Genomic DNA, 23388 nt, shown 5'->3' with positions numbered 1-23388 from the left:
CCGCTAAAACCGCACAGCCAAACAGCAGCACGGCCGCGAGCATGCGCGGCCGTGCTGCGCTATGACGCGGCTGGCAACGGCCCGCCGCTATGCACCACCTCGACGTTGCGCCCGGCCAGCTCGTTGCACTCGGCGCAGTACCAGCGCAGCCGCACCGCGTGGCCGCACGTGGTGTGCCGGCGCGCGGGCACGGAGCCGGCCGGCGCGAAGCGCGCGCCCCAGTCGGCGATCGCGCCCAGGATCGGGTCGAGCGCCCGGCCCTTCTCCGTCAGCACGTACTCGGCGCGCGGCGGGTGCTGGCTGTAGAAGCGCCGCGTGACGACGCCGTGCTCTTCGAGCTGCTTCAGCCGATCGCCCAGCAGGTTGGTGGGAATGCCGTGCAGCGACTGCTGGAACTCGGCGAAGCGGGTCTTGCCGAGGAAGAGGTCGCGCACGATCAGCAGCGTCCAGCGGTCGCCGAGGATGTCGAGCGTGTTGGCAACTACACAATCCTGTCCGTAGCTCTTCATCTGCGCCGTCCTTCCACGCGCAAGGATAGCGCACTCGCTTGACTTCCTCAAGTGACCGGTATTGGCCGCACTCCGTCAGCGGAACGGCGTGGGCGTTGGCGAGGCGCGGCGCGTGGGCAGCGGCGGCGGGGGCGGCGGCGTGCCGGGGTTGATCGCCGGGCCGGCGTTCCTCGTCTTGTTGTTCGAGCCACCGCAGGCCGCGGCCAGCAGCACGGCGGCCACGGCAAGGCAGTGGAGGGCGCGTTTCATCCTTCGACTCCGCGGGCGGGTTTGCACCGGCGTTCAGGCCATGTACCAGCCGCCGTCTACATTGATCGCCTGGCCGGTGATGTAGGCCGCGGCCGGCGAGGCGAGGAAGGCCGCCAGCGCGCCGATGTCCTGCGGTGTGCCGCGGCGCAGCGCCGGGATTTCGCGCCGCACGAACTCCTCGGTCGAAAGCGGTGCGCCGGTGAAGTCGATGCGCTGCAGCGGGTCGGGCCGCGCCTGCGCCCGGTCGGTGTCGATGATGCCGGGGCAGATCGCGTTGACGGTGATCTGGTGCTGCGCCAGATCCAGCGCCAGCGAGCGGGTGAGGCCGATCAGGCCGTGCTTGCTGGCGTTGTAGGCGGGGCGGCGCGGCCACGGGCGTTTGCCCAGCACGGAGGAGATGTTGATGATGCGCCCGCCCTCGCCGCGCGCCAGCATGCGCGGCACCACGGCGGCGCAGAGCAGAAACGGCCCGCTCAGGTTCACGGCGAGCACGTGCTCCCATTCTTCCGCGGGCAGCTCCCAGCCGCCGCCGATCGACGGCTCCTGCGGCGCGCCGGCGCAGTTGACGAGGATGTCGATGCGCCCGAGCTGCTCTTCGACCTGCCGGGCAAGGCCGCGCACGTCTTCACCACGGCTCACATCGGCCACGATCCCGGCCGTGCGGCGGCCGAGTCCAGAAATCTCTTCCACCACGCTGTCCAGGCCGCGCCACTCCTCCGGCTCGGCCCGTGCCACGAGGCTGCGCCGGCCGATGTCGCTCACGGCCACGTCGGCGCTCGCCTCCGCCAGCGCCAGCGCGATGCCGTGGCCGATGCCGCGCCTGCTCGCCGCGCCCGTAACCAGCGCCACCTTGCCGTCCAGCGTGCCCATCGTGGCCCTCTCCCTCATGCCCCGGCAGCGCGGGCAATCGCGGTGGCGCGATGCAGCGTCTCCTCGTCCAGCTTCAGCTTGACGGCGCCAAGCGTCTCGTCGAGCTGCTCCGGCCGCGTGGCGCCGATGATCGGCGCCGTCACGCCCGGCTGCGCCGCCACCCAGGCGACGGCGAACTGCGCCAGCGTCGCGTCGTGCTCGCGTGCCAGCGCCGTGAGGCCGTCGATCGCCGCCAATGCCTGCGGCGTGATCTGCGCCTGCCGGCCAAACAGAATGTAGCGGGCGTTGGCGTCCGGCTCGCGGCCGGCGCCGTACTTGCCGGTGAGCAGGCCGCCGGCGATCGGGCTGTATGGGATCACGCCCACGCCCTGGTCGCGGCAGAGCGGCAGCAGCTCGTCCTCGATGCGCCGGTCCAGCAGGTTGTAGCGCGGCTGCACCGAATCGAAGCGCGCGAGGTTCTGCTTGTCGCTGATCCACAGCGCCCTGGCGAGCTGCCAGGCGGCGAAATTGGAGCAGCCGAGATAGCGCGCCCGGCCGCTGCGCACGATCTCGTCCAGCGCCCGCAGGGTCTCGTCCAGCGGCGTCTCGGGGTCGAAGGCGTGGACCTGGTAGAGGTCCACGTACTCGGTTTGCAGGCGGCGCAGCGAGGCGTCGATCGCGTCCAGCAGGTGCTTGCGCGAGAGGCCGGCGTCGTTGGGGCCGGGGCCGACCGTGCCGCGGGCCTTCGTGGCCAGCACGACGCGCTCGCGCAGGCCGCGGTTGCGCAGCCAGTTGCCGACGATCTGCTCGCTGCGCCCCCAGGTTTCCGACCGTGGCACCACCGGATAGACGTCGGCCGAGTCGAAGAAGAAGATGCCGGCCTCGTACGCCTTGTCCATGATCGCGAAGGAGGGCTCCTCGTCTGCCTGGTTGCCGAAGGTCATGGTGCCCAGGCAGAGCGCCGAGACCTTGAGGCCGCTGCGGCCCAGCCGCCGAACGTCCATCGATCGCTTCCCCCGCGCGCAATCGCGCCAACGCTTCGAGCGTGGTGCGTGCGCGGGCGAGGGTCAAGCCGTCCCGGACATCGATGGCGGAAGCGCCGCCGCGTTGCCCGCGCACAACGGAAGCACCGCCGGCGCACTTGGTGGAGCAGCTCAGCGCCCGGCAGAGTGGAAGATGGCTCCCCACTCGTATCTTTAGCAACATGAGGGAACGGTGCATGCGCCTGCGTTACGGCTCTCTGCTCGTTGCCCTGATCACGCTCGCCTGCGGCGGGCGCCACGCGGGGACCACGCCGGCCACCGGCATCACGCCAGCGGCAGGCGGCGCAAGAGCCGCTGCCACCGCCGCCCCGGCGGCAAGCGGCCGGACGGCGCCGGCGAGCAGCAGCACCATCCCCGCGCCGGTGAAGGCTGCCGCCGCGCTGAGGCGGCAGGCCACGGCCGGCGCCAGCGTCTCGTTCGTGGCCACGCTGGCGGTTTCGCTCGAGGGCGGCGGCAGCTACACCTACAGCTACACGGCGAACGACGTGGGCATTGCCCTCGACAGCGACGACACCTTCGACAGCACCGCGCCGATCAGCGCCGCGCTTGCGCTGAACGCCAACGGCTGTGCCTGGGATCTGCACCTGGTCAACCCGCAGGTCGAGATCGCCGGCAGCGTCACCGACGACGGCGGCACGCTGCGCATTGCCACGATCCGCGTGACGCAGGAGGACGTGCGCGGCTCCGGCGCCTGTGCGGCCGACGGCGGCCAGAGTGTGCGCGACTTCTCCGGCATCGGCGCGGGCACGACGAACCTGAGCCCCGCCTCGCCGGCCGCCATCCCCTTCAGCGACGGCGCCACGGCCAGCCTGCCGCAGCCGGGCGCCGTCGATCGCTACCCGCGCTCGGCCGCGGTCCAGTGGAGCGGCACGCTGCGCCTGGCGCTGCCGCCGGCCCCTGGCCCCTGATCCTTCTCCCCATTCATGGGGACCACGGGGGACTATGGGGCAGATGGGGAACACAGGGGAGAGTGGGGAGGAACGGGGCGATCCGATTGGGCGGTGGCTGTGCAGCGCGCCGTGTGGCCTCACCCCCAGCCCCCCTCCATTCCATGGAGAGGGGAGCTTCGGATCGGATCCGGGGAGCGCTTGCGCTCCGCCTTCAGCCGCAATCGCCCCGTACATCGATCTCCCCTTCCCCTAGGATTGGGGGCCGAGGGATGAACCGGGGGATGGGGGCCAGTGCTTGGCCAGCGGCGTGTAGATGTTCCAGCCGATCGCCCCGTGCAGCAGCGGTGCGCCGAGCGTTTGGAAATTCTGGAACTCGGCGCGGGCCTCCGGGCTCATCGTCTCCGGGTCGGCGATGTGCGGCACGCTCTCCGCGCTCTGGATCTCGTACAGCGCCAGGTAGCGCGGCGCCATGTTCAGGTGCGCCAGCGCGGGGTCGTCCACCAGGCGGAAGCGCATGCCGCTCACATAACCCGGCACTTTGAGCAGGTTGGGCACGTGCGAGCCGTTGTACCAGCGGTTGAACTCCTCTTCCACCTCCGGCCGGCAGGCGCTGGTCACCAGGCTGAGCAGATAGTCGCGGTCCAGCAGCGTCGGCGTGAAGGGCGTGCCGTAGACCTGCTCAAAGACGTTGATCGCCACGTCGGAGAGACCGGGCAGAGCGCCGAACTTCTCGAACTCCGCGTTGACGATCGCGGGGCGCTGCGCCGGGTCGGCGCCGAGCAGGCGCGGCAGCCACTCGCGCCCGGCGATCGCATAGAGCGCCAGGTAGCCGATCTCGCCCACGATACCGCGGTAGCGCCGGCCCCAGCGGTAGCCGGGCACCTGCAAGAGGTGCGGCACATGCGCGTGATACCAGTCGTTCAGCGCCGTCTCGTGCTCCGGGGCGACGTTGAGCTGCACGAGCAGCAAGAGAGGCTGCGATTCGGCCATGATCGTGTGCTTCCTTACCAGGTCTCGACGCGAGAAACGAAGCTTTCACCAGCTTTTTACCCGTTCGTAATCGGGAACGCCAGCAGCGGCGCTAGGCTGGACGCGGAGGGCAAAGCGGATGAAGCACGGCTCGCGCCGGACAGAGCAGCCCAATGATGGGACGGCGAGCGCCGGCCTGGTGCCGCGCCCGTCGCTCAGCGCCGCGCAGATCGCGGCGATCTTCGGCGCCATGCGCACCTTCCGCGACGACGACCTCGCCCGCTCGCTTCCCGCCGAAACGATGGTCTGCGACCGCTGCGGGCGCGAGCGGTCCGCCGCCGGCGCCCTGGCCTACGGCGAGCTGCGGTTCTGCAACGGCTGCGCCACCGACTACGAGCTGCTGCGCATGGCCGGCCTCGAACGCGATCTGTTGCATCCACGCCCGTAGGGGCCGATGCAGTCGTCCCATACCGCCCCGCACCTGCCCCAACACCCGGCGCAGCGAGCATTTCAGCCCAGCGCCGCGATCACCTGTCCCACCTGTTCAGCCACGGCTGCGAGTAGCCGGCGCGCCTCGGCCTGCGCCTCATCCAGGGACAGCGGACGCGAGGTGAGCGCGAACGCCGCCGTGAGGCCCGGCACCGTCTCCGGCTTGAAGTCCGCCGCGATGCCGCCGACCAGTGCGATCACGGGTTTGCCGTGTCGCCGTGCCACGGCTGCAAGACCGGCGATCGTCTTGCCGAACGGCGTCTGGCCGTCCAGCCGCCCCTCGCCGGTGACGATCAGATCGGCGGCGCGGGCATGCGCTTCCAGCTCCACCGCCTCGGCGACGATCTGGAAGCCCGGCCGCAGCCGCGCACCGAGAAAGCCGACCAGCCCCGCGCCTAGCCCGCCCGCCGCGCCCGCGCCGGGAAGCTCCAGCACGTCGCGGCCGAGGTCGCGGGCGATCGTCTCGCCCAGGCGGCGCAGCGCCGCATCGAGGTCCGCAACCTGCTCGGGCCGCACCCCCTTCTGCGGGCCGTAGACCGCCGTCGCGCCCTGCGGGCCGCAGAGCGGGTTCTGCACGTCCACGGCCACCTCGAAGGCGCATGCCGCCAGGCGCGGGTCGGCGCCGCCCGCCTCGATGCGGTCCAGCCGCGCCAGCGGCGCCGCGCCCGGCGCAAGCTCCTGGCCGTGCGCGTCCAGCAGGCGGAAGCCGAGCGCCTGCGCCATGCCGGCGCCGCCGTCGTTGGTAGCGCTGCCGCCGATGCCGAGCAGGAAGCGGCGGCAACCGGCATCCAGCGCGACGCCGATCAACTCGCCGACGCCGCGCGTCGTTGCTTGAGCCGGGTCCTGCGCCAGCCCCAGCCGGGTCAGCAGCGCCAGCCCGTTCGCCTCCGCCGTCTCGATCAGCGCCATGCCGCCTGCGAAGACGCCGAAGCGCGCCTCGACTTTCGCGCCGGCAAGCGGCCCGCTCACCCGCGCCGTGCGCGCCTCGCCGCCACGCGCCGCCAGCAGCGCGTCGAGCGTGCCCGGCCCGCCGTCCGCCAGCGGCAGCAGGTCGAATTCGGCCGCGGGCAAGGCACGCTGCAGGCCGTCAGCGATCGCGGCGGCGGCTTCGGCGGCCCTGAGGCTGCCCTTCAACTCCTGCGGGGCGATCATGATGCGCATCGCGATTGCCCGTCCGCTCCCGGGCCGCGTACCGCCCGCGGCGTGCGCCCGTAGCCGTGCCGCCCCTTACAATACACAGAGCGAGGCGGGAAGATGGCGCTCTACACGCCGGTTGGCTGGCTCGACCCGGCGACGCAGGAGATCGCGGGCGCGCTGGCGCGGCTGCCGGCGGCGGAGCTGGACCGTATCACCGAAGCGCGCGGCCTGCAGCTCGGCCAGTTCGGCGGCGTCGATCTCTCTACGCGCCGCGCGGTCCTCGCCACGCAGCTCGTCGCCGTGCCGGGCATTCAGCTCGCGCTGGCCGAGCTGACACACCGCGATCTCGCCGTGCTGCGGGCCGTCTGGCAGCTCGGGCCGCTCACGGCCGAGCGGCTGATCGAGCGGTTGCGCCAGCACGCCGATGTATCGCTGTTGCGTGCCGCATTACAACGGCTGCGCGAGCTGCTGCTGGTCATTCCCGCCGCGGCGCCGCACGACGCGCTGGCCGTGCCGGCCGCGATCGGCGCTGTGCTGATGGGACGGCTGGGCGGCGCCCGGCCGGCGCAGCAGGTCTTCGAGGCGCTGAACTCGGATACGCTCGGCGTGATCTGCGCGGCGATGGGGCTGACGCCGGCAAAGCCACGCAAGCAGGACCGTGTGCAGGCGCTCGTCGCCGCGCTGAAGGACGGCGAGCGCCTGCGCAAAGAGATCGCCGCCCTGCCGCCGGACGAACGCGACGTGTTCCAGGGCGTGCTCGACGCGGGCGGCACGGTGGATGCCTACAGCCTGCTGCAGCGCTTCCCCAAAGCGGCGGGCAGGAACAGCTACTACGGCTACGAGCTGCGCCTGACACAGAATGCCTGGCGCGGCAACCCCGGGCCGCTGATGACGTTGCAGGGGCGCGGCCTTGTCGTGCCCTACGGCGGGGACTGGGCCAGCTCCTTCACCGTCGTGGACGAGGTCTTGCAGGCGCTGGTGCCGCCGCTCTCGCTCAGCGCGGCCGACTTCGCCGAACCGGTCTTCGCGCCGCCGCCGGCCGAGGCCAGGCCCGCCGGCGGCCAGCCCGCACCGCTGCTGGACCTGGCCGAATGCCTGCACTTCATCGACGAGACGCGCCCCGCGCTGACGCAGCGCCGGCTCTTTCCCCGGCCGGCGATCAAGCGCATCGCCCGCCAGCTCAGCCTCAACGACGCGGTCTACGCCGATCTGCTCGCCACGTTGGCCCTGCAGCTCAAGCTGCTGGACGGCAACGCCGGCCTGAAGGTGCGGCCGAAGCGCGTGGCCGAGCTGTTCGAGCAGCCGGAGATCGAGGCGCGCTCGGCGTTGCTGGAAGGCTGGAAGGAGCTGCGGGGCTGGCGCGACGACCGCGACGAGGGGCTGGACCGCGGCGAGGCGCAGTTCGACATCGGCCGCGAGGAGCGCGAGACGGCGCTTGAGCAGATCAGGACGCTGCCGGACACGGGCGCGGCGCTCGTTTCGTACGCCGCACGGCTCGCGTTTGCGGCGCCGCTGCGTTTCGGCGGCACGGGGACACGAGCGCTGCTGCCGGGCGACATCCCCTCGCCGGAGAAATTCGCCCGCGGTTTCCTGCGCACACTCGCCTGGCTGGGTCTGGCCGAGCCGCTGCAAACCAGCGGCACGCCCGGCACGCCGCCCGACACGGTCGCGTTACGGCTTACGCCGGCGGGGCGCGTACTGCTGCGCGGCGAGTCGGCGGCCGAGGCGGAGCTGCCGCCGCGCACCGATCGCATCATCGTGCAGCCGACGCTGGATATCCTTGCGCCGCCCAACGTCGCGCCCTCGCTCTATCTCGCCCTGCGCGACTTCGCCGACCTGCGCGGCGCCCCCGGTATGCGCACACTGACGCTCACCCGCGCCTCGCTGCGCCGGGCGCTGGACCGCAAAGCCACGCCCGCCTCGATCCGCAAGCTGCTGGAGCAGCACAGCGATGCGCCGCTGCCGCCCACGGTGCTGGCGCTGCTGGAGGAGGTGAGCCGGCTGCACGGCCGCCTGCACGTGGGCCAGGCGAACTACTACATCACCGTGGACGATCCGCATCTGCTCGTCGAGCTGATGGCCGACCGCAAGCTGGCGGCGCTGAACCTGCGCCGGCTCTCAGAGACGGTCGCGATCTGCTTCGGCGGGCCGATCGGCACGATTCTCGACGCGCTGCGCGCCGCCGGCCACATGCCCGTGGCCGACACCACCGCGGGCACGGCACACCCCGTCCTGCGCGCCCTGCCGGCCGGCGGCGGCGCGCAGGGCGCGGGCCGGGCGACGCCGCCGGTGTTCTCGATCGACGGCGAGGACGAGGAGCTGCTGGCGGAGGCGGGCGGCCGGGCGACGAGCTTGCAGGCGGTGATCGGCCTGCTCGAGGACGCCGTGGCACGGCGGGCCGTGGTCGAGATGCAGTACCGCGGCAAGAGCAACGGCGTTGAGCGCACGAGCAAGCGCGAGATCGAGCCGGAGATGTTCGACGGCCAGACGGCCTACGGCTACGACCGCAGCACGGGCCGCCGCCGCGAGTTCAAGGTCGAGCGCATTAACTGGGCGCGCATGACCGGCCAACGGTTCCGCCCGGGCTACAATTAGCGCTGCGCAGAACGCGCCGCCGGCGGGAAGCGCCCCGGGGCGAGAACCTCCGCCGCAAAGCCAGCGTCGGGATCGGCCCTCGCCGGTTCATTCCGGTGGTCAGCGGGCGCGGAAGCTGCGCTTGCTGTTCAAGCGCACGATGGAGCCCCAGCCGGGGTGCTTCCAGTGGCCGCCCAGCACCAGGCGCTGCTCATCCGCCGCCAGGTTGAAGATACGATCGCGGCTGGCCGCGGCCTGCACCGGATCCCAGTCGAGCGGTGTGACCCAGTCGGGGTGCGCCACGTGGAACGGGTGATGGCTCGCGTCGCCGATGATCACCCCGCGCTCGCCCGCGTCGGAGATACCGATGGCGACGTGCCCAGGCGTGTGGCCGGGCGCGGAGATGAAGACGAGATGTTTGCCGAACGTCTCCTCGCCCTGCGTGAACTGCATGCGTCCGCCGTCGCGCAGGGGCTCGATGCACTCGCTCAGAGCAGCGTGGCGGGGTTCGATCAGCATTTCGGGCGTCATCCAGTAGTCCCATTCGGCCTGCTGGATCACGAACCGCGCCCTGGGGAAGAAGACCGCGATCCGTCCGTCTTCGCCGTCGTAGGTGTTCCAGCCGATGTGGTCGGTGTGCAGGTGCGTGTGGACCACGACGTCGATCTCATCGGGGCGGACGCCGGCCTCGCGCAGCGCGTCGTCGAGATGGCCGGCGGGAAAGCCAGGGCGCTTGCGCGGGCCGATGCCGGTGTCGACGAGGATGCGCTGGCCGGCGGCGTGGATGAGATAGCAAGTGACGGCGCCCATGCACAGCCCGCGATCGTCGAGCGAATCGCGGTACTCGGCCGCCATCTCGTCCGCATGGTCCGGCGTCAGAATCCTGGGGTTCTGGAGGAAGGGGGCGTCGAGCAACGCCGTGATCTCGACCGAGCCGATCGACACCCGCTGCATCTGGCCCTCCCTTCGCTGCCCGTCGTCAGCATACGCGGTGCGTCCCTCTGACGGTGTATCGACTCCGCTGTGTCCGGCGGAGATGTTGTCGGCCGTGACACGCACGGCGGCGGCAGGGGGCTGGCCGGGCGGGCAGGGTGCGGCCGCGACGGTCGTGGCGGAGGAATAGAGCCGCCGTTGGAACCGGCCCCGGCTTGCCACGTTTGCCGAAGTCTCAAGGTTCGGCCGTGCGTGCGACGTTGACACCCGCTCGGCGCGCTCCGCATGCTGGCGCAATATCGCTGGCGTTCGCCCGGTGCTGATCAGTCGCCTTCTCCGTCCGATGGCCATGGAGATGATGATGACGACCATCGATTTAAGCGAGGCGGTCACGCCGCTGCTGGCAACGGCCCGCGCGTTCCGGCCACGGCTGCTTGCGGAGCGCGATCGGATCGAGACCGAGCGACGCCTGCCCGACGACCTCGCCGCCGACCTGGCCGCGGCCGGCTTCTTCCGCATCTCGCTGCCGGCCGCGTACGGCGGACTCGACCTGAAGCCGGCCGAGGGGCTGCTGATCTTCGAAGAGCTGGCGAAGGCCGACCCCGCCGTCGCCTGGTGCGTGTGGAACGGCAACACCTACTGGACGGTGGCGCGGCTCGATGCGCGCGCTGCGGCCGAAATCTTCTCGGCGCCGGCTGTCATCACGGCCAACAGCACGCAGCCGAAGGGACGCGCCGAGGTCGTGGATGGCGGCTATCGCGTGAGCGGCCGCTGGTCGCTGGTCAGTGGCTGCCAGATCTCCGAGTGGCTGCAGCTCCACTGCATCGTGCATGAGGGTGGCAGCCCGCGGCCAACGCCGGCCGGCACACCGCAGCGACGCCATATGTACTGCCGCACCGCCGACTGCCGGATCGTCGATACCTGGAGCGCGGGCGGTCTGCGCGGCACCGGCAGCCACGACGTCATAGTAGAAGACCTCTTCGTGCCCGAACACTGTGGATCGTGGCACTCCGATCCGCTTGTGCTGCCGGAGCCGCGCTACCGCTTCCCTTCATCCACGCGCGTTGGTCCGGGCTGCGGTGCGCTGGCGCTCGGCATCGCCCGCGCGGCGATCGAGGCGCTGATCGAGCTTGGCGGCGCCAAGCGGCCCGAAGTCTCGCGCGGCACGCTGAGCGAGGATCACGGCGCCCAGGCGCGGCTGGCGCAAGCGGAGGCGCTCGTCGGATCGGCACGGCTGCTGCTCTTCGAGACGGTTGAGCGGCTGTGGAGCCAGGTGCTCGCGGACGGTGAAGCCGATGCGGCGGGGTGCATGCGCGTACGCCTGGCGACGAATCACGCGGTGAACAGTGCCGTGCAGGCGGTGGATTTGCTCTACCTGAGCGGCGGCGCCACCTCGCTCTACACCAGCTTTCCGCTGGAACGCGCCTTCCGCGATGTCCACGCGATGACGCAGCACGCCGTCGTGCATCCGCGCGTCATGGAGGCGGCCGGGCGGGTGTTGTTCGGACTGGAGCCGGATACGCCGATCTTCTGAGCAAACCTCGCCGCGGCCACCCCGTACCCGCTCGATAGTGGCGATGGCGAGCCTGGATTGAAAGCACTGACCAGCGCGTCAGCAGGCATCGTCTCCGACTGCTCGGCTCGCTATGAGCGGCGGCGACGCAGCGGCGATAATGGAGCGAGCACTGCCGTCGAAGGGCCGATCCATGTATCAACCCGACAACCCGTTCATCGTCCAGTCGGACAACACCGTGCTGCTGGAGGTTGAGAACCCGCTCTACCCGCAGGCGCGCGATGCGCTGGCGCCGTTCGCGGAGCTGGAGAAGAGCCCCGAGCACATCCACACCTATCGAATCACCCCGCTCTCGCTCTGGAACGCCCGCGCCGCCGGCATGGAGCCCGACCAGATGGTGGCGGCGCTGGAGCGCTTCTCCAAGTTCGACGTACCCGGCAGCGTTGTCGCCGATGTGCGCGACTACGCCGGCCGCTACGGGCGGCTGAAGCTCGAAAAGCGCGGCGACGATTTGGTGCTGCGCGGCGACGACCAGTATCTCGTCGAGGAGATCTGGAGCCACAAGGAGCTGCAGCGCCTCTTCCTCGCCCGCACCGACCCGCTGGAGATCGCCGTGCCCGCGCACGAGCGCGGCCGGCTCAAGCAGGCGCTGATCCGCATCGGCTGGCCCGCGGAAGACCTCGCCGGCTACGTCGAGGGCGAGCGGCTTGAGATCGCGCTGCGGGAGGAGACGAAGACCGGCCTGCACTTCGAGCTGCGCCAATACCAGACCCAGGCGGCCGATGCCTTCTGGGCAGGCGGCACGGCGCGCGGCGGCAGCGGCGCCCTCGTCCTGCCCTGTGGCGCCGGTAAGACCGTGATCGGCATGGCGGCGATGGCGAAGGCCAACGCACGTACGCTGATCCTTTGCACCAGCGTCACCGCCGTGCACCAGTGGCGCGACGAGCTGCTGGATAAGACATCGCTCCGCCCCGACGAGATCGGCGAGTACTCCGGCGCCCGCAAGGAGATCAAGCCCGTCACGCTGGCGACCTATCAGGTGATGACGCACGTCAAGCGCGACGCCGAGCGGCGCGAGACCTACCCGCACCTCGAGCTGTTCAACCAGGAGAACTGGGGGCTGATCGTCTACGACGAGGTGCACCTGCTGCCCGCGCCCGTCTTCCGCATCACCGCCGAGATCCAGGCGCGGCGCCGGCTCGGTCTCACGGCCACGCTGGTGCGCGAGGACCACCGCGAAGACGACGTGTTCGCCCTCGTCGGGCCGAAGCGCTACGACGTGCCCTGGCGCGATCTCGAAGCGCAGGGCTGGATCGCCACGGCGACCTGCGTCGAGGTGCGCGTGCCGCTGCACGAGTCGCAGCGCATGGCTTACGCCGTGGCCGATCCGACCGAGAAGTTCCGTATCGCCAGCACCAACCCGACCAAGGAGCAGGTCGTCGTGGACCTGGCGGCGCTGCACCGCGCCGATACGGTGCTTGTCATCGGCCAGTACCTTGAACAGCTCGATCACTTCGCCAAGCTGCTGGAGTGCCCGATCATCACCGGCAAGACGCCGAACCGCGAGCGCGAGAAGCTCTACGCGAAGTTCAAGGCGGGCGAGGAGAAGCTGCTCGTCGTCTCCAAGGTTGCGAACTTCTCGATCGACCTGCCCGACGCCAACGTGGCGATCCAGGCCTCGGGCAGCTTTGGCTCACGGCAAGAAGAAGCGCAGCGGCTGGGGCGCATCCTGCGGCCGAAGTCGGACGGCGGCCAGGCGCGCTTCTACAGTGTGGTCACGCGCGACACGCGCGACCGCGACTTCGCCGCCAATCGCCAGCGCTTTCTCACCGAGCAGGGCTACCGCTACGAGATCGTGGACTACCTGCCCGGCGCCGGTCTGGCTGTGGCCGACGGCGCCGCGCCGCCCGCGCACAACGGCGCCGCCGAGCTGCCGCCGAACGTGACACCGCTGCGCCGGCTCGGCGCGCCGGAGTAGTCGGCCCTCACCTCATACTACATACCCCTCTCCCAATCCTGGGCGAGGGGCGATCCGGCGTCGGGCGCTCCGGTGGGTGTGCGGTTATCCGGGCGCCTGGCGGAACGTCGCACAGCGGCTACCGCTTCTCGCTCACTCTGGCCGGCAGAGGAAGAGGTTGTTCAGCCGGTCGGGCGCGGGCGTGACTTCGACGGAGGTGAAACCGGCCTCGCCCAGCATCCGGCGGGCGATCTGCTCGCCCCAGAGCGTGCCCAGGCCGGCGCCGCCTTCCGCCAACGAGACGGTGAGGCAGTGCAGCACGCTCACACCGTAGGCGAAGGGCGCGCCGGGGTTCCGGAGGTTCTCTTCCAGGTTGCTGCCGGCGCGCGGCTCGACCATCAGGTACGCGCCGCCGGGGGCCAGCGCCGAGCGGATGCCGCGCAGCACGGCTGCCGGCCGCGCCTGGTCGTGGATCGCGTCGAAGCTGGTGATCAGGTCGAAGGGTGGCTGCGCGGGCAGCTCGGCCACGTCGCGGCGCACGAAGCGCACGTTCGGCAGGCCGAACTCGCGGGCCTCCGCCTCGCCCAGCGCCAGCGCGTCCGCGGCGATGTCGAAGCCGGTGAAGCTGGAGACGGGGAAGGCTCGGCCCATCAGGTTGACGGCGTGGCCCGTGCCGCAGCCGACATCGGCCACGCGGGCGCCGGCCGCAAGCCGCTCGCGCAGGCCGCCCACCGCCAGGTAGCCGTCGAGCAGCCAGGCGTCGTGGCGGGTCCGGCTGGTGATCGTTTGGCTCTCGGTAAACTCGGGCCGGAAGGCCGAGTAGGGGACGCCGCCGCCGTTAACGAAGCACTCCGCCAGCGCGGGCACGAACTTGCCCAGCAGCACGGGCAGCCGGCTGGGAGCCGTCAGGTTGGTCCTCGGGTCGCCGGTGAGGCAGGCGGCGTGCGCCGGCGGCAGGATGTAGATGCCGCCGGCCGGTTCATACGTGAAGACGCCGCCGGCGGTCAGCGCCGCCAGCCACTCGCGCACGTAGCGTTCCTGCAGCCCGGCGCGGCCGGCCAGCTCGGCGCTGCTGGCCGGGCCGCGCGCCGCCGCCTCGAACAGGCCCGTGCGACGGCCGATGTCGACCATAAACGTCACCATGGCGCCGTTGTAGAAGTCGAACAGCTTGCCCGCGAAGGCTCGCACCTCCCGCGGGTCCGCCGGCTGCAGCTTTTGCGTCGCCTCGTCGGCCGCTGCCATTGTCCGCTCCTTTCACCGCGCAAAGGGCCATCGGGAGAGACTGTAGCAGCTCAAGCGGCGAGGTGATCCGCGCCGACAGCGGAGTCATAAGAAGGCCACGCCGATCCGCCGCGTTCGGGGTAGAGTAGACTCTGGGCGAACGGCCCGCCGTGCTCGATGCCGCAGTTTTTGCCGGGGGAGCGCCATGCCGCTGGTTATCGGAGTGACGGGCTCGATCGCCGCGGGCAAGAGCCTCGTCTGCCGCACGCTGGTCGAGCTGGGCGCCGAGCACTGCAACGCCGATACGCTGGTGCACGGCCTCTACGCGCCGAATACGCCGGGCTTTGCCCGCGTCGTCGCCGAGTTCGGCGCAGACGTCGTCGGCCCGGACGGCGCGATCGACCGGCGCAAGCTGGGCGCCAGGGTCTTCGGCCAGCCGGAAGCGATGCGGCGGCTGACGCGTGCCATGGGCGACATCACCGGCACGATCAAGGCCGAGATCGACCGCTGGCGGGCCACGCTGCCGGAGGACGGCTGCGGCGTGATGGAGGCGGTGAACCTGATCGAGCCGGGTTACGCCGGCTGGTGCGATGCCACCTGGCTGGTGGTCTGCCGGCCGGAGACGGCGAAAGCGCGGCTGATGGCGCGCGACGGCTTCGACGCGGCGCAGGCGGCGCAGCGGCTGGCGAGCCAGCGGCCCTGGGAGCAGCGGGCCGGCGCGGCGGATCTGTTGCTGCGCAACGACAACGGCCGCGAGGCGCTGGTTGACGCCGTGCGCTACGCCTACCGCCGCCTCTGGGAGCTGCGCCGCGACGAGTCGCTGCCCCGCAGCCAGTACCACCTCTGGCGCGCCGCCAACCCGCTGCCCGTCGCCGCCGGCGCCGCGGCCGGCGGCTGAGCACCCGGCCCCCTATCCGCTTGCTGGAACGTGGTGCGCGGGGCTGCTATGGTCTGCATACGGTCACTGGTGTCGCGCCGCCCGCGTCGCGCGCTGCCAGCCCGCGCCGGGTAGAACGCCGGTGCCGGAGCCGCGCTCGCGAGGTGCCTGCATGCCCGCCCAGCCGCTACCAGGTACGGACGCCCTGCTGCACCCGCGCCGCATGCTGGTGCCCTGCGATGGGTCGGAGGTGGCCTTCTCCGCACTGGCGCTGGCCTGCGACATCGCCAACCGCACCGGCGGGCAGGTCTTCGCCGTGCACGTGATCGTCGTGCGCCGCTCGCTGCCGATCGACGACCCGATGGTGGCCGAGTCGAAGCGCGGCAACGAGATCCTCACGCGCGCCGAGGAGATCGGCAAGGCGATGGGCCAGAACGTCGAAACCGAGCTGCTGCAGGCGCGCGATGCGGGCAACAGCATCATCGACGAGGCCGAGAACCTCGCCGTGGACGCGATCTTCCTCGGGCTGGAGCTGAAAGAGCGCATCGGCGAGCCCACCGTCGGCGCCAAGATCGACCACCTGCTGCGCGAGGCGCCGTGTCAGGTCTGGATCTTCCGCGATACACTCGCCAATGAGGGGGTCGAGCGCTAGCCGTCAGACCGGCGCGGACGGGGTGAGCCATGGCCGATGAAGACCGTCCGGCGCCAGAGCAAGGCGCTCCGGGCGAAGGGCCTGTCGATGGAGATGCCGGGCGCCGGCGCATAATCTCGCGCCCGGCCCCGCCGCGCCAGCCGCGCGCCCCGATGGAGCTGCGCGGCGCCGCCACGTCGGCGCCGCACACGGAAGGCGCCCGCGACGAGCAGGGCCGGCTGCGATCCGCCGTCGACCAGCGCGACAGCCAGCCGCCGCCGATCAACCGCCTGCGACCCGACCTTGAGCTGCGCGAGGTGCGCACCGGCTCGCGCCCCGGCTCGAAGTACGTCCGCCAGTTGCGCGTGCACTCGACCACGTTCCAGGCCGTCGAGCCCGGTGTGCTGATGGCGACGGAAGAGGCGACCAGGCCGCGCAGCGGCTTCGGCCGCTTCAGCCAGTCCCTGCGGCGCCGCTTCATCGGCCTGCCGCTGGCCACGGAGCAGCTCGCCCACGAACGCCTGACCAAGGTCAAGGCGCTCGCCGTCTTCTCCTCCGACGCGCTTTCCTCCGTCGCCTACGCCACGGAGGAGATCCTCTACATCCTGGTGGGCGCCGCCAGCATCGGCATCGCCAGCGCCCTGATTCCGATCAGCATCGGCATCGTCATCCTGCTGGCGATCGTGGCGATCTCCTATCGCCAGACGATCCGCGCCTATCCCAACGGCGGCGGCTCCTATATCGTCGCGCACAACGAGCTGGGTGTCTGGCCGGGCCTCATTGCCGCCGGCTCGTTGATGGTGGACTACATCCTCACCGTGGCGGTGAGCATTTCTTCGGGCGTGCAGGCCGTCACCTCGGCGATCGAGGCGCTGCATCCCTACACCGTCGAGATCGCGCTGGCCGCGCTGCTGTTCATGGTGATCGTCAATCTGCGCGGCGTGCGAGAGTCGGGCAGCATCTTCGCCGCGCCGACGTATCTCTTCATCGCCAGCATTCTGCTGATGATCGGCGTCGCCTTTTTCAAGATCATCGGCGGCGGCGGCAACCCGGTGAGCGGCGGGTCGCCGCAGGCCGGCGCGCATCTGCTGAAGCAGGGTACGGAGAGCGTCGGCATCTTCCTCATCCTGCGCGCCTTCGCCTCCGGCTGCACGGCGATGACCGGCGTCGAGGCGATCTCCAACGGCGTGCCGGCCTTCGAGAAGCCCGAAGCGCAGAACGCGCGCCTCACCCTGGCCTGGATGGCCTCGATCCTCGCCGTGATGTTCATTGGCATCAGCATCCTCGCCCACCACTACGGCATCCGCCCCGACGACCCGGCGCAGAAGGGCGCCCAGACCGTGCTCTCCAAGATCGCGCACGAGTCGTTCGGCCGGGGCAACAACCCCTTCTACATCATCACGCAGGCGGCGACGTTCCTGATCCTGGTGCTGGCGGCTAACACCAGCTTCGCCGACTTCCCCCGCCTCTCCTCGATCCTGGCGCACGACGGCTACATGCCGCACCAGTTCGCCTTCCGCGGCGAGCGGCTCGCCTTCTCCAACGGCATCATCGTGCTGGGCATCATCTCCGGCCTGCTGATCATCGCCTTCAAGGCGAACACCGATGCCCTGATTCCGCTCTACGCCGTCGGCGTGTTCGTCTCCTTCACGCTCTCGCAGTCGGGCATGGTGCGGCACTGGATCATGCGCCGGCGTGAGGGCGGCGAGGAGGCGCGCGGCGCCCAGCGCAGCATGATCATCAACGGCACCGGCGCCGTGGCCACGGGTATCGTCGCGCTCGTGATCGCTGGCACCAAGTTCATCTACGGCGCCTGGATCGTGATCGTGCTGATCCCGCTGATCGTGCTGTTGCTGCGCGCGATCGGCCGCCACTACGAGACGGTCGAACGTGAAGTGCAGCTGACGGACGACGAGCTGCGCCACCTGCCGCCGCCCGCGCCGGTGAAGCACACCGTGCTGGTGCCCGTGGGCAGCATCAACCGGCCGGTGGTGCAGACGCTGGCCTACGCCCGCTCGCTCTCCACCGACGTGACGGCGGTGCACATCACCGACACCCTGGAGGACGCCGAGCGGCTGCGCACCCGCTGGGAGGAGTGGGGCAGCGACGTGCCGCTGGTGATCATCGACTCGCCGTATCGCTCGTTCCAGGGGCCGCTGATGGCCTATATCGACCTGGTGAGCCAGCAGCGCGGGCCGAGCCACATCATCACCGTGGTGCTGCCGGAGTTTGTGCCGGAGCACTGGTACGAGCACCTGCTGCACGGGCAGACGGCGCTGCGCCTGAAGGCCTCGCTCCTCTTCCGCCCGAACACGGTGGTCGCCGACGTGCCGCAGCACCTCGGCAAGCGCGGAGGCAGGGGGCGGGGGGCAGGGTAGAGGGAATAGCGGGGATTGTCCTCCAATCAAGCTGCGACCTGAGACCTGTCACCAGTGATCTACCCGGCCGGCGGAAACACGTTCAGGATGCGGGCCAGCTCGGCGGCGACCTCGGCGCTGTCGGCCGAGGCGGTCGGGCCGCGGGCATCGGGGGTTTCGCGCTCGCGGTCGAGATGCAGATCGAGCCGCACCAGGCGCGCCGCCCAGTCGGTCTCGGCGTAGAGGTGAAAGCGCGGGAACCAGGCTTTCTTCAGCGGCCGCACCCAGCCCATCCCCTGGGGGTGGCGCCGGTAGCCGAGCCGTTTGAGCGGCTCGGCGTGGCGCTTGCCGTAGCGCAGGTCGATCTCGCCCGTCACCGCCGCAAGCCCTCCGTCGTCTGCCCCGGTTCGCATCGTACACTGAAGGTGCTGGAGGCGGCCCGCAGCGCTCACCAGGAAGCTGCCGCACACAGAGGGGAGACGATGCGCTACATCATCTACGGCGCGGGTGCGATCGGCGGCGTGGTCGGCGGCCGGCTGTTCGCCGCCGGCAAGGATACGGTGCTGATCTGCCGCGGCCGGCACCTGGAGGCGATCCGCGCGCGCGGCCTGCTGCTGCGCGAGCCCACCGGCGACCGCACGCTGGCGGTGCCCGCCGTGGGCCGCCCCGCCGAGCTGCAGTTCTCTGACCAGGACATCGTGATCCTGACGATGAAGGCGCAGGACACGGGCGCGGCGCTGGACGATCTCGAAGCGGCCGGCGGGCGCGACGTGGCGATCGTCTGCTGCCAGAACGGCGTGGCCAACGAGCGCATCGCCGCACGGCGCTTCGCGCGCGTCTACGCCATGCTGGTGGCCCTGCCGGCCACCTTCATGGAGCCGGGCACTGTCCTGGGCTGGAGCGCGCCGATCGCGGGTGTGCTCGACCTGGGTTGCTTCCCGCGCGGCAGTGACGCGCTCTGCGAGCAGATCGCCGCGGATCTTGGCGACGCTGGCTTCATCTGCCGCCCCGACCCGGCGGTGATGCGGCTCAAGTACGCCAAGCTGCTGACCAACCTGGGCAACGGCTTCGACGCGCTCTCCACCCTCAGCCGCGCCGATGCGCCCTTCCGCGCGATCATGCACGCGTTGACGCAGGAAGCGATCGCCTGCTTCGACGCCGCCGGCATCGCCTACGCGCCGCGCGACGAGTACCACGCGCACGTCTCCCGCCACACGAGCTGGGGCGAGATCCCCGGCGCCGAACGCGGCGGCAGCTCCACCTGGCAGAGCCTGAGCAAAGGCAGCAGCCGGCTCGAAGTCGATTACCTGAACGGCGAGATCGTGCTCTTGGGCCGGCTGCACGGCGTGCCCACGCCCTACAACGCCGCCGTGCGCCGCCTGGCGCAGCAGCTCGCGGCCGAGGGCGGCAAGCCCGGGGACTACGATGCGGCCGACGTCGAGGCGCTGGCCGCACAGCTCGGCGCCACGGCGAGCGCGCCTGCCGATTGAGCGACTGGCCACGCGATCGAGGAGAGAGGAATCCCGGCGATGACGTCCGAGAAGCGGCTGGTCACGATCGAAGATTTGGAGCGGATGCCCAACCAGGACTGCAACTACGAGTTGCTGGACGGAGAGCTGATCGAGTTGGCGCCATCAAACCTCTGGCACGACGGCATCCGGTTCAACGCGTCGTTCATTCTCGGCCTCCACGTCCGCGCCACCGGGGCCGGCCGCGTCTTCTCCGGCGACACCGGCATTGTGCTGCACCGCGGTCCCGACCGGCTGCGGGCGCCGGACGTAGGCTTCATCGCCGCCGACCGCCTGCCGGCCGGCCGCATCCCGGAGAGGTTCACGGAGATCGTGCCCGACCTCGTCGTCGAAATCGTCTCGCCAAGCGATACCGCCGCCTACGTCCTGCAGAAGTCCGAGGAGTGGCTGGCCGCGGGCGTACGGCTGGTGTTGCTGCTCGATCCCGGCACGCAGACCGTGACGGCGGCGACCTCGCCCGCCGAGCGGCGCATTTTTCACGCCGGCGAAACGTTCTCCTGCGAGCCGGTGCTGCCCGGCCTCAGCATCGCGGTAGACGAGCTGTTCGCCTGAATGGAGGAAAATGCCGGCGGCGCCTGCTCTTCATAACGGTGAAATGCGGGCGCCCGGCTTGCGCCGCTGCGGTATGCTTGGTGAAACCGTGAACGGCGTAGCGGCGTAGCGGCGTTGCGGTGTTGCGGTGTTGCTATGAGGCGGGGGCGATGCCCGATTCGTATGCCGGCCGCGACACCGACGGCCTCGCCTATCTGCTGCACCGGCTGAAGCATCCGCAGGCGCCGCCGCTGCTGCTGGCGGACTGGCCGGAGGATGAGCGGCTGGCCGGTTTCGCTCGCGAGTTGCAGGCGCGGCTCTCCGCGCCGATGCTGGCCGCCGTGATCGCCGAGCTGGAACGTATGCTGGCGATCTACCGGGAGCGCGGTGCGCAGGTGCGCTGCCTGCACTGCCGGGCGGCGCTGCCCGCGCCGCGTGTACGCTTCTGCGACGCCGCCTGCGAGGCGGCGTTCCTCGTCGACCGCGCCTGAACGCCGGCATGCAGGCGCCGCCACGGCGGCGCGGGCGTGCGGCAGGACGCGGTTGTTCGTGTTTCGAGCCGGCGCTACGATACCGGGTGCGAGGCTGCTGCGATCGCCGCGCCACGCGCCTGATCACGGCGGGCGCCAGCCCGAAACCCCGCGCCGCCGCTGCGGCCGCGCCAGAGGAGCGCCCGATGAGCCAGTGGCAGCACGCCTTCCTCACCGTCGATCCGATGAAGCCGGAAGACATTGCCAAGCTCGAGTCGTACGGCAAAGACGGTTGGGAGTGCGTCTCGGTGCTGCCCTGGAGCCAGTCGTGGCAGGTGGAAACGCAGGCGCACGTGCCCGGCGACGTCGAGCGCGGCAGCGTGCACAGCGTTGGCCCCACCACCTTCCTGATGTTCTTCAAGCGCCAGATCCAGGAAGCGGGGCCGAACATTCCCGGCTACACGCGCTGAGCGCGTGGCGGCGAGGCAGACGGCTCGTCAGCCGCCGGCTGCCAGCCGTCGTAGCGCGCGGCGCAGCTCGTGCGTATCGCCAACCTCGGCGTCCGGCTGCTCCAGCCAGGTGCGCGGCTGCTGCTCGCGGTGGCGGCCCGTGCGGAACAGCACGGTGGACATGCCCAGCTCCGCCGCCGGCGCGATGTCGTTGTCGATGCGGTCGCCGACCATCAGGCAGGCTTGCGGCTCGACGGCCAGCGCCGAGCAGGCGGCGAGAAAGAGGCGCGGATCAGGCTTGTGCAGGCCCAGCGTGCCCGAAACCTCGCGGTGCGCGAAGAACCGCCCCATGCCGTGCCGGTCCAGCCGGGCCAGCGCCGCGGCCGGCTGGTTCGCGGCCAGGCCGAGCCGCAGGCCGCTGCCATGCAGCTCCGCCAGCAGTTCACGCATGCCCGGACGCGGCTCGAACAGGTCGCGGGCGTGGGAGCGCGCCTCGACGGCGGCATACACGCGCGCGGCCAGCGCGGCATCGCCCGTGCACAGCCGCCAGACGATCGCCTGGTAGGCGTTCGGCGCGAAGGAATCGACAGCAAAGCGGCAGGCTTCGGCGTAGCGTGCGGGAGCCACCGGCTGCCCCGCCGCGGCCAGCAACGCCGCGATGTCGGCGTCGATCAGGCGCTCGTGCTCGGTTTCGAGGTCCAGCGGCCCGCCGATATCAAAGAGCACGGCGCGGATCGGCCGCCGCTCCGCGCTCGACTGGCCGGACTCGTGCGGCAGGTGGGCGTTGGGCGCCACATCCGGGCTACGGCTGCCGGCGATTGCGCAGCCCCTCCTTCTCCAGGTCCTTCTCAACCTCGGTGTAGTAGACGTTGAGGCCGACGATCGCGACCAGCACGGCGATGATGCCTGCCACGGCGGCCTGGCCGTTACCGTACCTGCCGGCGATGCTGCCGGCCGCGCCGACCAGCGGAATGCCGATCGCCAGCGAGGCCGCGATGCGCTTCGTCAGCCCGCTTTGCAGCCGGACCAGTGCCTGGCCCGAGGCATCGCTCTGCGCGGCGACCTGCTGATCGACGCGGGCGGCGAGCGTCGCCTCCAGGCGTGCGAGGTAGGCTTCGACAACGTCCGCGTCCGCGGGCGGGGCAGGCGGTTGCGCGGCCGCGGCGCGGTGCAGTTCGTCGCTTGACGGGGAAGCGGGTGGGTAGGCGAGCGCGCCGGACATCGTCGGCCTCCGCATGCGCATGCTATGGATCCAGTATACGCAGCCCGGTAGAGGACGACGGCAGGCCCAGGCATTCGACGCGCGGCAATAGCGCGGGCCGGCAGGGCGGCAGCCCTACTCGGCCTCGACCAGCGTCGGCTCGACGGTGGAGGTGCAGTACAGGCAGCGGCTCGCATCGACCGGAATGAAGCTGCGGCAGTACGGGCACTCGCGTGTGCCCTGCGCCCGCAGTTGCGCGATATGAAGCCGTGCGAGCAGCTTCACGACCGCCAGCAACACGATAGCGATGATCAGGAAGTTGACCGTCGCCGTGATCGTCTTGCCGTAGTTGATTTCGCCCTGGCCGACGTGGAACAGCAGGTTGTCAAAGTTCGGCTTGCCGAAGATCGCGCCGATCAGGTTCATCAGCACGTCGCCGACCAGCGAGTCGATCACGGCCTTGAAGGCGATGCCGAGGATGATGCCGATCGCCAGGTCGAGGGCGTTGCCCTGCAACGCGAAGACTTTGAAGTCGCGCCACCAATCCTGGATCATTGCGAGACCCCTTTCCCCTGCCCCTGCTGTACAGCGCCCCTGCCGCCGCGATCCCGCATGCCGTGCTCATGGTGCGGATCGCGACGCTGGCACCGCCGTTGCCGCGGTACCCTCCGCGAAAAAGCCGGCAAATCAGGACAAACACAGCGTGTGAGCCGGGCAGTTTGCCCCGGCTCACACGCTGCGGAGTGAAGTTACCGGTATACGCGTCCGCCCGCCGCGCTGGTGGGCTCCGGATCGGTCAGCCCGGTGCGGTTACCGATGCCGCCGGCCGCGTTCACCGTGCGACAAGCGGGCGCGTGCCGGCCTCCGGCCGCCTAGGGCGTGTCTGGTGAATCACTTGGGGAGCCACAGCAGTAATGCGGCAATCACCACCATGGCGCGGTAGTTCCAGCCTCGCTTGTCGTAGCGGGTGGCCAGGGCGCGGAACTGCTTCAGCCGGTTGTGGCAGCACT

At 70.7% G+C, this 23388-nt stretch carries 25 protein-coding genes; 12 read left to right on the top strand and 13 right to left on the bottom strand.

All coding sequences use genetic code 11. The features are described 5' to 3' along the window. Positions 1-59 precede the first annotated feature (59 nt). From VKV26_07595 to VKV26_07580, 4 genes are all read right to left on the bottom strand, one after another. Complete coding sequence (locus tag VKV26_07595; GenBank protein HLZ69759.1) at positions 60-509, bottom strand: helix-turn-helix domain-containing protein; 450 nt, start codon at positions 507-509, stop codon at positions 60-62. Between the two features lie 75 nt (positions 510-584). Next, on the bottom strand, positions 585-758 hold the full coding sequence (locus VKV26_07590; protein ID HLZ69758.1) for a hypothetical protein: 174 nt from the start codon (positions 756-758) through the stop codon (positions 585-587). Between the two features lie 33 nt (positions 759-791). Then, positions 792-1628 carry an SDR family NAD(P)-dependent oxidoreductase gene (locus VKV26_07585; GenBank protein ID HLZ69757.1) on the bottom strand — a complete coding sequence of 279 codons (837 nt, stop codon included), beginning with the start codon at positions 1626-1628 and terminating at the stop codon, positions 792-794. Positions 1629-1642: 14 nt separating this feature from the next. After that, entirely contained in the window at positions 1643-2611 is a 969-nt protein-coding gene (locus tag VKV26_07580; protein HLZ69756.1) for an aldo/keto reductase, read from the bottom strand. Between the two features lie 215 nt (positions 2612-2826). On the opposite strand from VKV26_07580, the gene VKV26_07575 reads away from it, so the two are divergent. Then, positions 2827-3558, top strand: coding sequence for a hypothetical protein (locus VKV26_07575; GenBank protein ID HLZ69755.1), 732 nt, complete (start codon positions 2827-2829; stop codon positions 3556-3558). A 231-nt stretch (positions 3559-3789) separates the two neighbouring features. Here VKV26_07575 and VKV26_07570 read toward each other — a convergent pair whose 3' ends face one another. Further along, on the bottom strand, positions 3790-4530 hold the full coding sequence (locus tag VKV26_07570) for a hypothetical protein (GenBank protein ID HLZ69754.1): 741 nt from the start codon (positions 4528-4530) through the stop codon (positions 3790-3792). A 118-nt stretch (positions 4531-4648) separates the two neighbouring features. On the opposite strand from VKV26_07570, the gene VKV26_07565 reads away from it, so the two are divergent. After that, on the top strand, positions 4649-4957 hold the full coding sequence (locus tag VKV26_07565) for a hypothetical protein (protein ID HLZ69753.1): 309 nt from the start codon (positions 4649-4651) through the stop codon (positions 4955-4957). 62 nt (positions 4958-5019) lie between these two features. Here VKV26_07565 and VKV26_07560 read toward each other — a convergent pair whose 3' ends face one another. Next, positions 5020-6159: a glycerate kinase gene (locus VKV26_07560; GenBank protein HLZ69752.1), complete on the bottom strand. Its 1140-nt coding sequence runs from the start codon at positions 6157-6159 to the stop codon at positions 5020-5022. A gap of 93 nt (positions 6160-6252) precedes the next feature. On the opposite strand from VKV26_07560, the gene VKV26_07555 reads away from it, so the two are divergent. Then, positions 6253-8730 (top strand): helicase-associated domain-containing protein, encoded by a 2478-nt coding sequence (locus VKV26_07555; protein HLZ69751.1) that lies wholly within the window; start codon positions 6253-6255, stop codon positions 8728-8730. Positions 8731-8829: 99 nt separating this feature from the next. Here VKV26_07555 and VKV26_07550 read toward each other — a convergent pair whose 3' ends face one another. Beyond that, complete coding sequence (locus VKV26_07550) at positions 8830-9663, bottom strand: MBL fold metallo-hydrolase (GenBank protein ID HLZ69750.1); 834 nt, start codon at positions 9661-9663, stop codon at positions 8830-8832. Positions 9664-10003: 340 nt separating this feature from the next. On the opposite strand from VKV26_07550, the gene VKV26_07545 reads away from it, so the two are divergent. Further along, a complete protein-coding gene (locus VKV26_07545; protein HLZ69749.1) occupies positions 10004-11176 on the top strand; it encodes an acyl-CoA dehydrogenase family protein in 1173 nt (390 codons plus the stop codon). 172 nt (positions 11177-11348) lie between these two features. Beyond that, complete coding sequence (locus VKV26_07540) at positions 11349-13133, top strand: DNA repair helicase XPB (protein ID HLZ69748.1); 1785 nt, start codon at positions 11349-11351, stop codon at positions 13131-13133. 132 nt (positions 13134-13265) lie between these two features. On the opposite strand, the gene VKV26_07535 is transcribed toward VKV26_07540, so the two are convergent. Further along, positions 13266-14354 carry a class I SAM-dependent methyltransferase gene (locus VKV26_07535; GenBank protein HLZ69747.1) on the bottom strand — a complete coding sequence of 363 codons (1089 nt, stop codon included), beginning with the start codon at positions 14352-14354 and terminating at the stop codon, positions 13266-13268. 184 nt (positions 14355-14538) lie between these two features. Between VKV26_07535 and coaE the strand changes: the two genes are divergently transcribed. From coaE to VKV26_07520, 3 genes are all read left to right on the top strand, one after another. Further along, entirely contained in the window at positions 14539-15231 is a 693-nt protein-coding gene (gene coaE / locus VKV26_07530; protein ID HLZ69746.1) for a dephospho-CoA kinase, read from the top strand. A 151-nt stretch (positions 15232-15382) separates the two neighbouring features. After that, positions 15383-15862, top strand: coding sequence for a universal stress protein (locus tag VKV26_07525; GenBank protein ID HLZ69745.1), 480 nt, complete (start codon positions 15383-15385; stop codon positions 15860-15862). A gap of 152 nt (positions 15863-16014) precedes the next feature. Continuing rightward, positions 16015-18219 carry an APC family permease gene (locus VKV26_07520; protein HLZ69744.1) on the top strand — a complete coding sequence of 735 codons (2205 nt, stop codon included), beginning with the start codon at positions 16015-16017 and terminating at the stop codon, positions 18217-18219. 59 nt (positions 18220-18278) lie between these two features. Here VKV26_07520 and VKV26_07515 read toward each other — a convergent pair whose 3' ends face one another. Continuing rightward, positions 18279-18575 carry a hypothetical protein gene (locus VKV26_07515; protein HLZ69743.1) on the bottom strand — a complete coding sequence of 99 codons (297 nt, stop codon included), beginning with the start codon at positions 18573-18575 and terminating at the stop codon, positions 18279-18281. 105 nt (positions 18576-18680) lie between these two features. On the opposite strand from VKV26_07515, the gene VKV26_07510 reads away from it, so the two are divergent. The 4 genes from VKV26_07510 (at position 18681) to VKV26_07495 (ending at position 21198) form a co-directional block, all read left to right on the top strand. Beyond that, entirely contained in the window at positions 18681-19688 is a 1008-nt protein-coding gene (locus VKV26_07510; protein ID HLZ69742.1) for a 2-dehydropantoate 2-reductase N-terminal domain-containing protein, read from the top strand. A 39-nt stretch (positions 19689-19727) separates the two neighbouring features. Beyond that, positions 19728-20279 (top strand): Uma2 family endonuclease, encoded by a 552-nt coding sequence (locus tag VKV26_07505; protein ID HLZ69741.1) that lies wholly within the window; start codon positions 19728-19730, stop codon positions 20277-20279. Between the two features lie 149 nt (positions 20280-20428). Then, positions 20429-20749, top strand: coding sequence for a hypothetical protein (locus VKV26_07500; protein HLZ69740.1), 321 nt, complete (start codon positions 20429-20431; stop codon positions 20747-20749). A 185-nt stretch (positions 20750-20934) separates the two neighbouring features. After that, the gene (locus VKV26_07495; protein HLZ69739.1) at positions 20935-21198 is read left to right on the top strand and encodes a hypothetical protein; all 264 of its coding nucleotides are present in this window, start codon (positions 20935-20937) and stop codon (positions 21196-21198) included. 27 nt (positions 21199-21225) lie between these two features. Here the strand turns inward: VKV26_07495 and VKV26_07490 are convergent, their stop codons facing one another. The 4 genes from VKV26_07490 to VKV26_07475 all read right to left on the bottom strand — a co-directional run. Beyond that, positions 21226-21972, bottom strand: coding sequence for an HAD family hydrolase (locus VKV26_07490; protein ID HLZ69738.1), 747 nt, complete (start codon positions 21970-21972; stop codon positions 21226-21228). 7 nt (positions 21973-21979) lie between these two features. Then, on the bottom strand, positions 21980-22399 hold the full coding sequence (locus VKV26_07485; protein ID HLZ69737.1) for a hypothetical protein: 420 nt from the start codon (positions 22397-22399) through the stop codon (positions 21980-21982). Positions 22400-22513: 114 nt separating this feature from the next. Beyond that, positions 22514-22933, bottom strand: coding sequence for a large conductance mechanosensitive channel protein MscL (gene mscL / locus VKV26_07480; protein HLZ69736.1), 420 nt, complete (start codon positions 22931-22933; stop codon positions 22514-22516). 336 nt (positions 22934-23269) lie between these two features. Then, the coding region (locus VKV26_07475) for an IS5/IS1182 family transposase (GenBank protein HLZ69735.1) at positions 23270-23388 on the bottom strand (119 nt) is incomplete at its 5' end.

It is taken from the genome of Dehalococcoidia bacterium (genome assembly GCA_035310145.1).
In the GTDB taxonomy this organism is placed as follows: domain Bacteria; phylum Chloroflexota; class Dehalococcoidia; order CAUJGQ01; family CAUJGQ01; genus CALFMN01.
The sequence above is the reverse complement of the archived record's forward strand: the minus strand, read 5'-3'. Positions and strand labels throughout refer to the sequence as shown.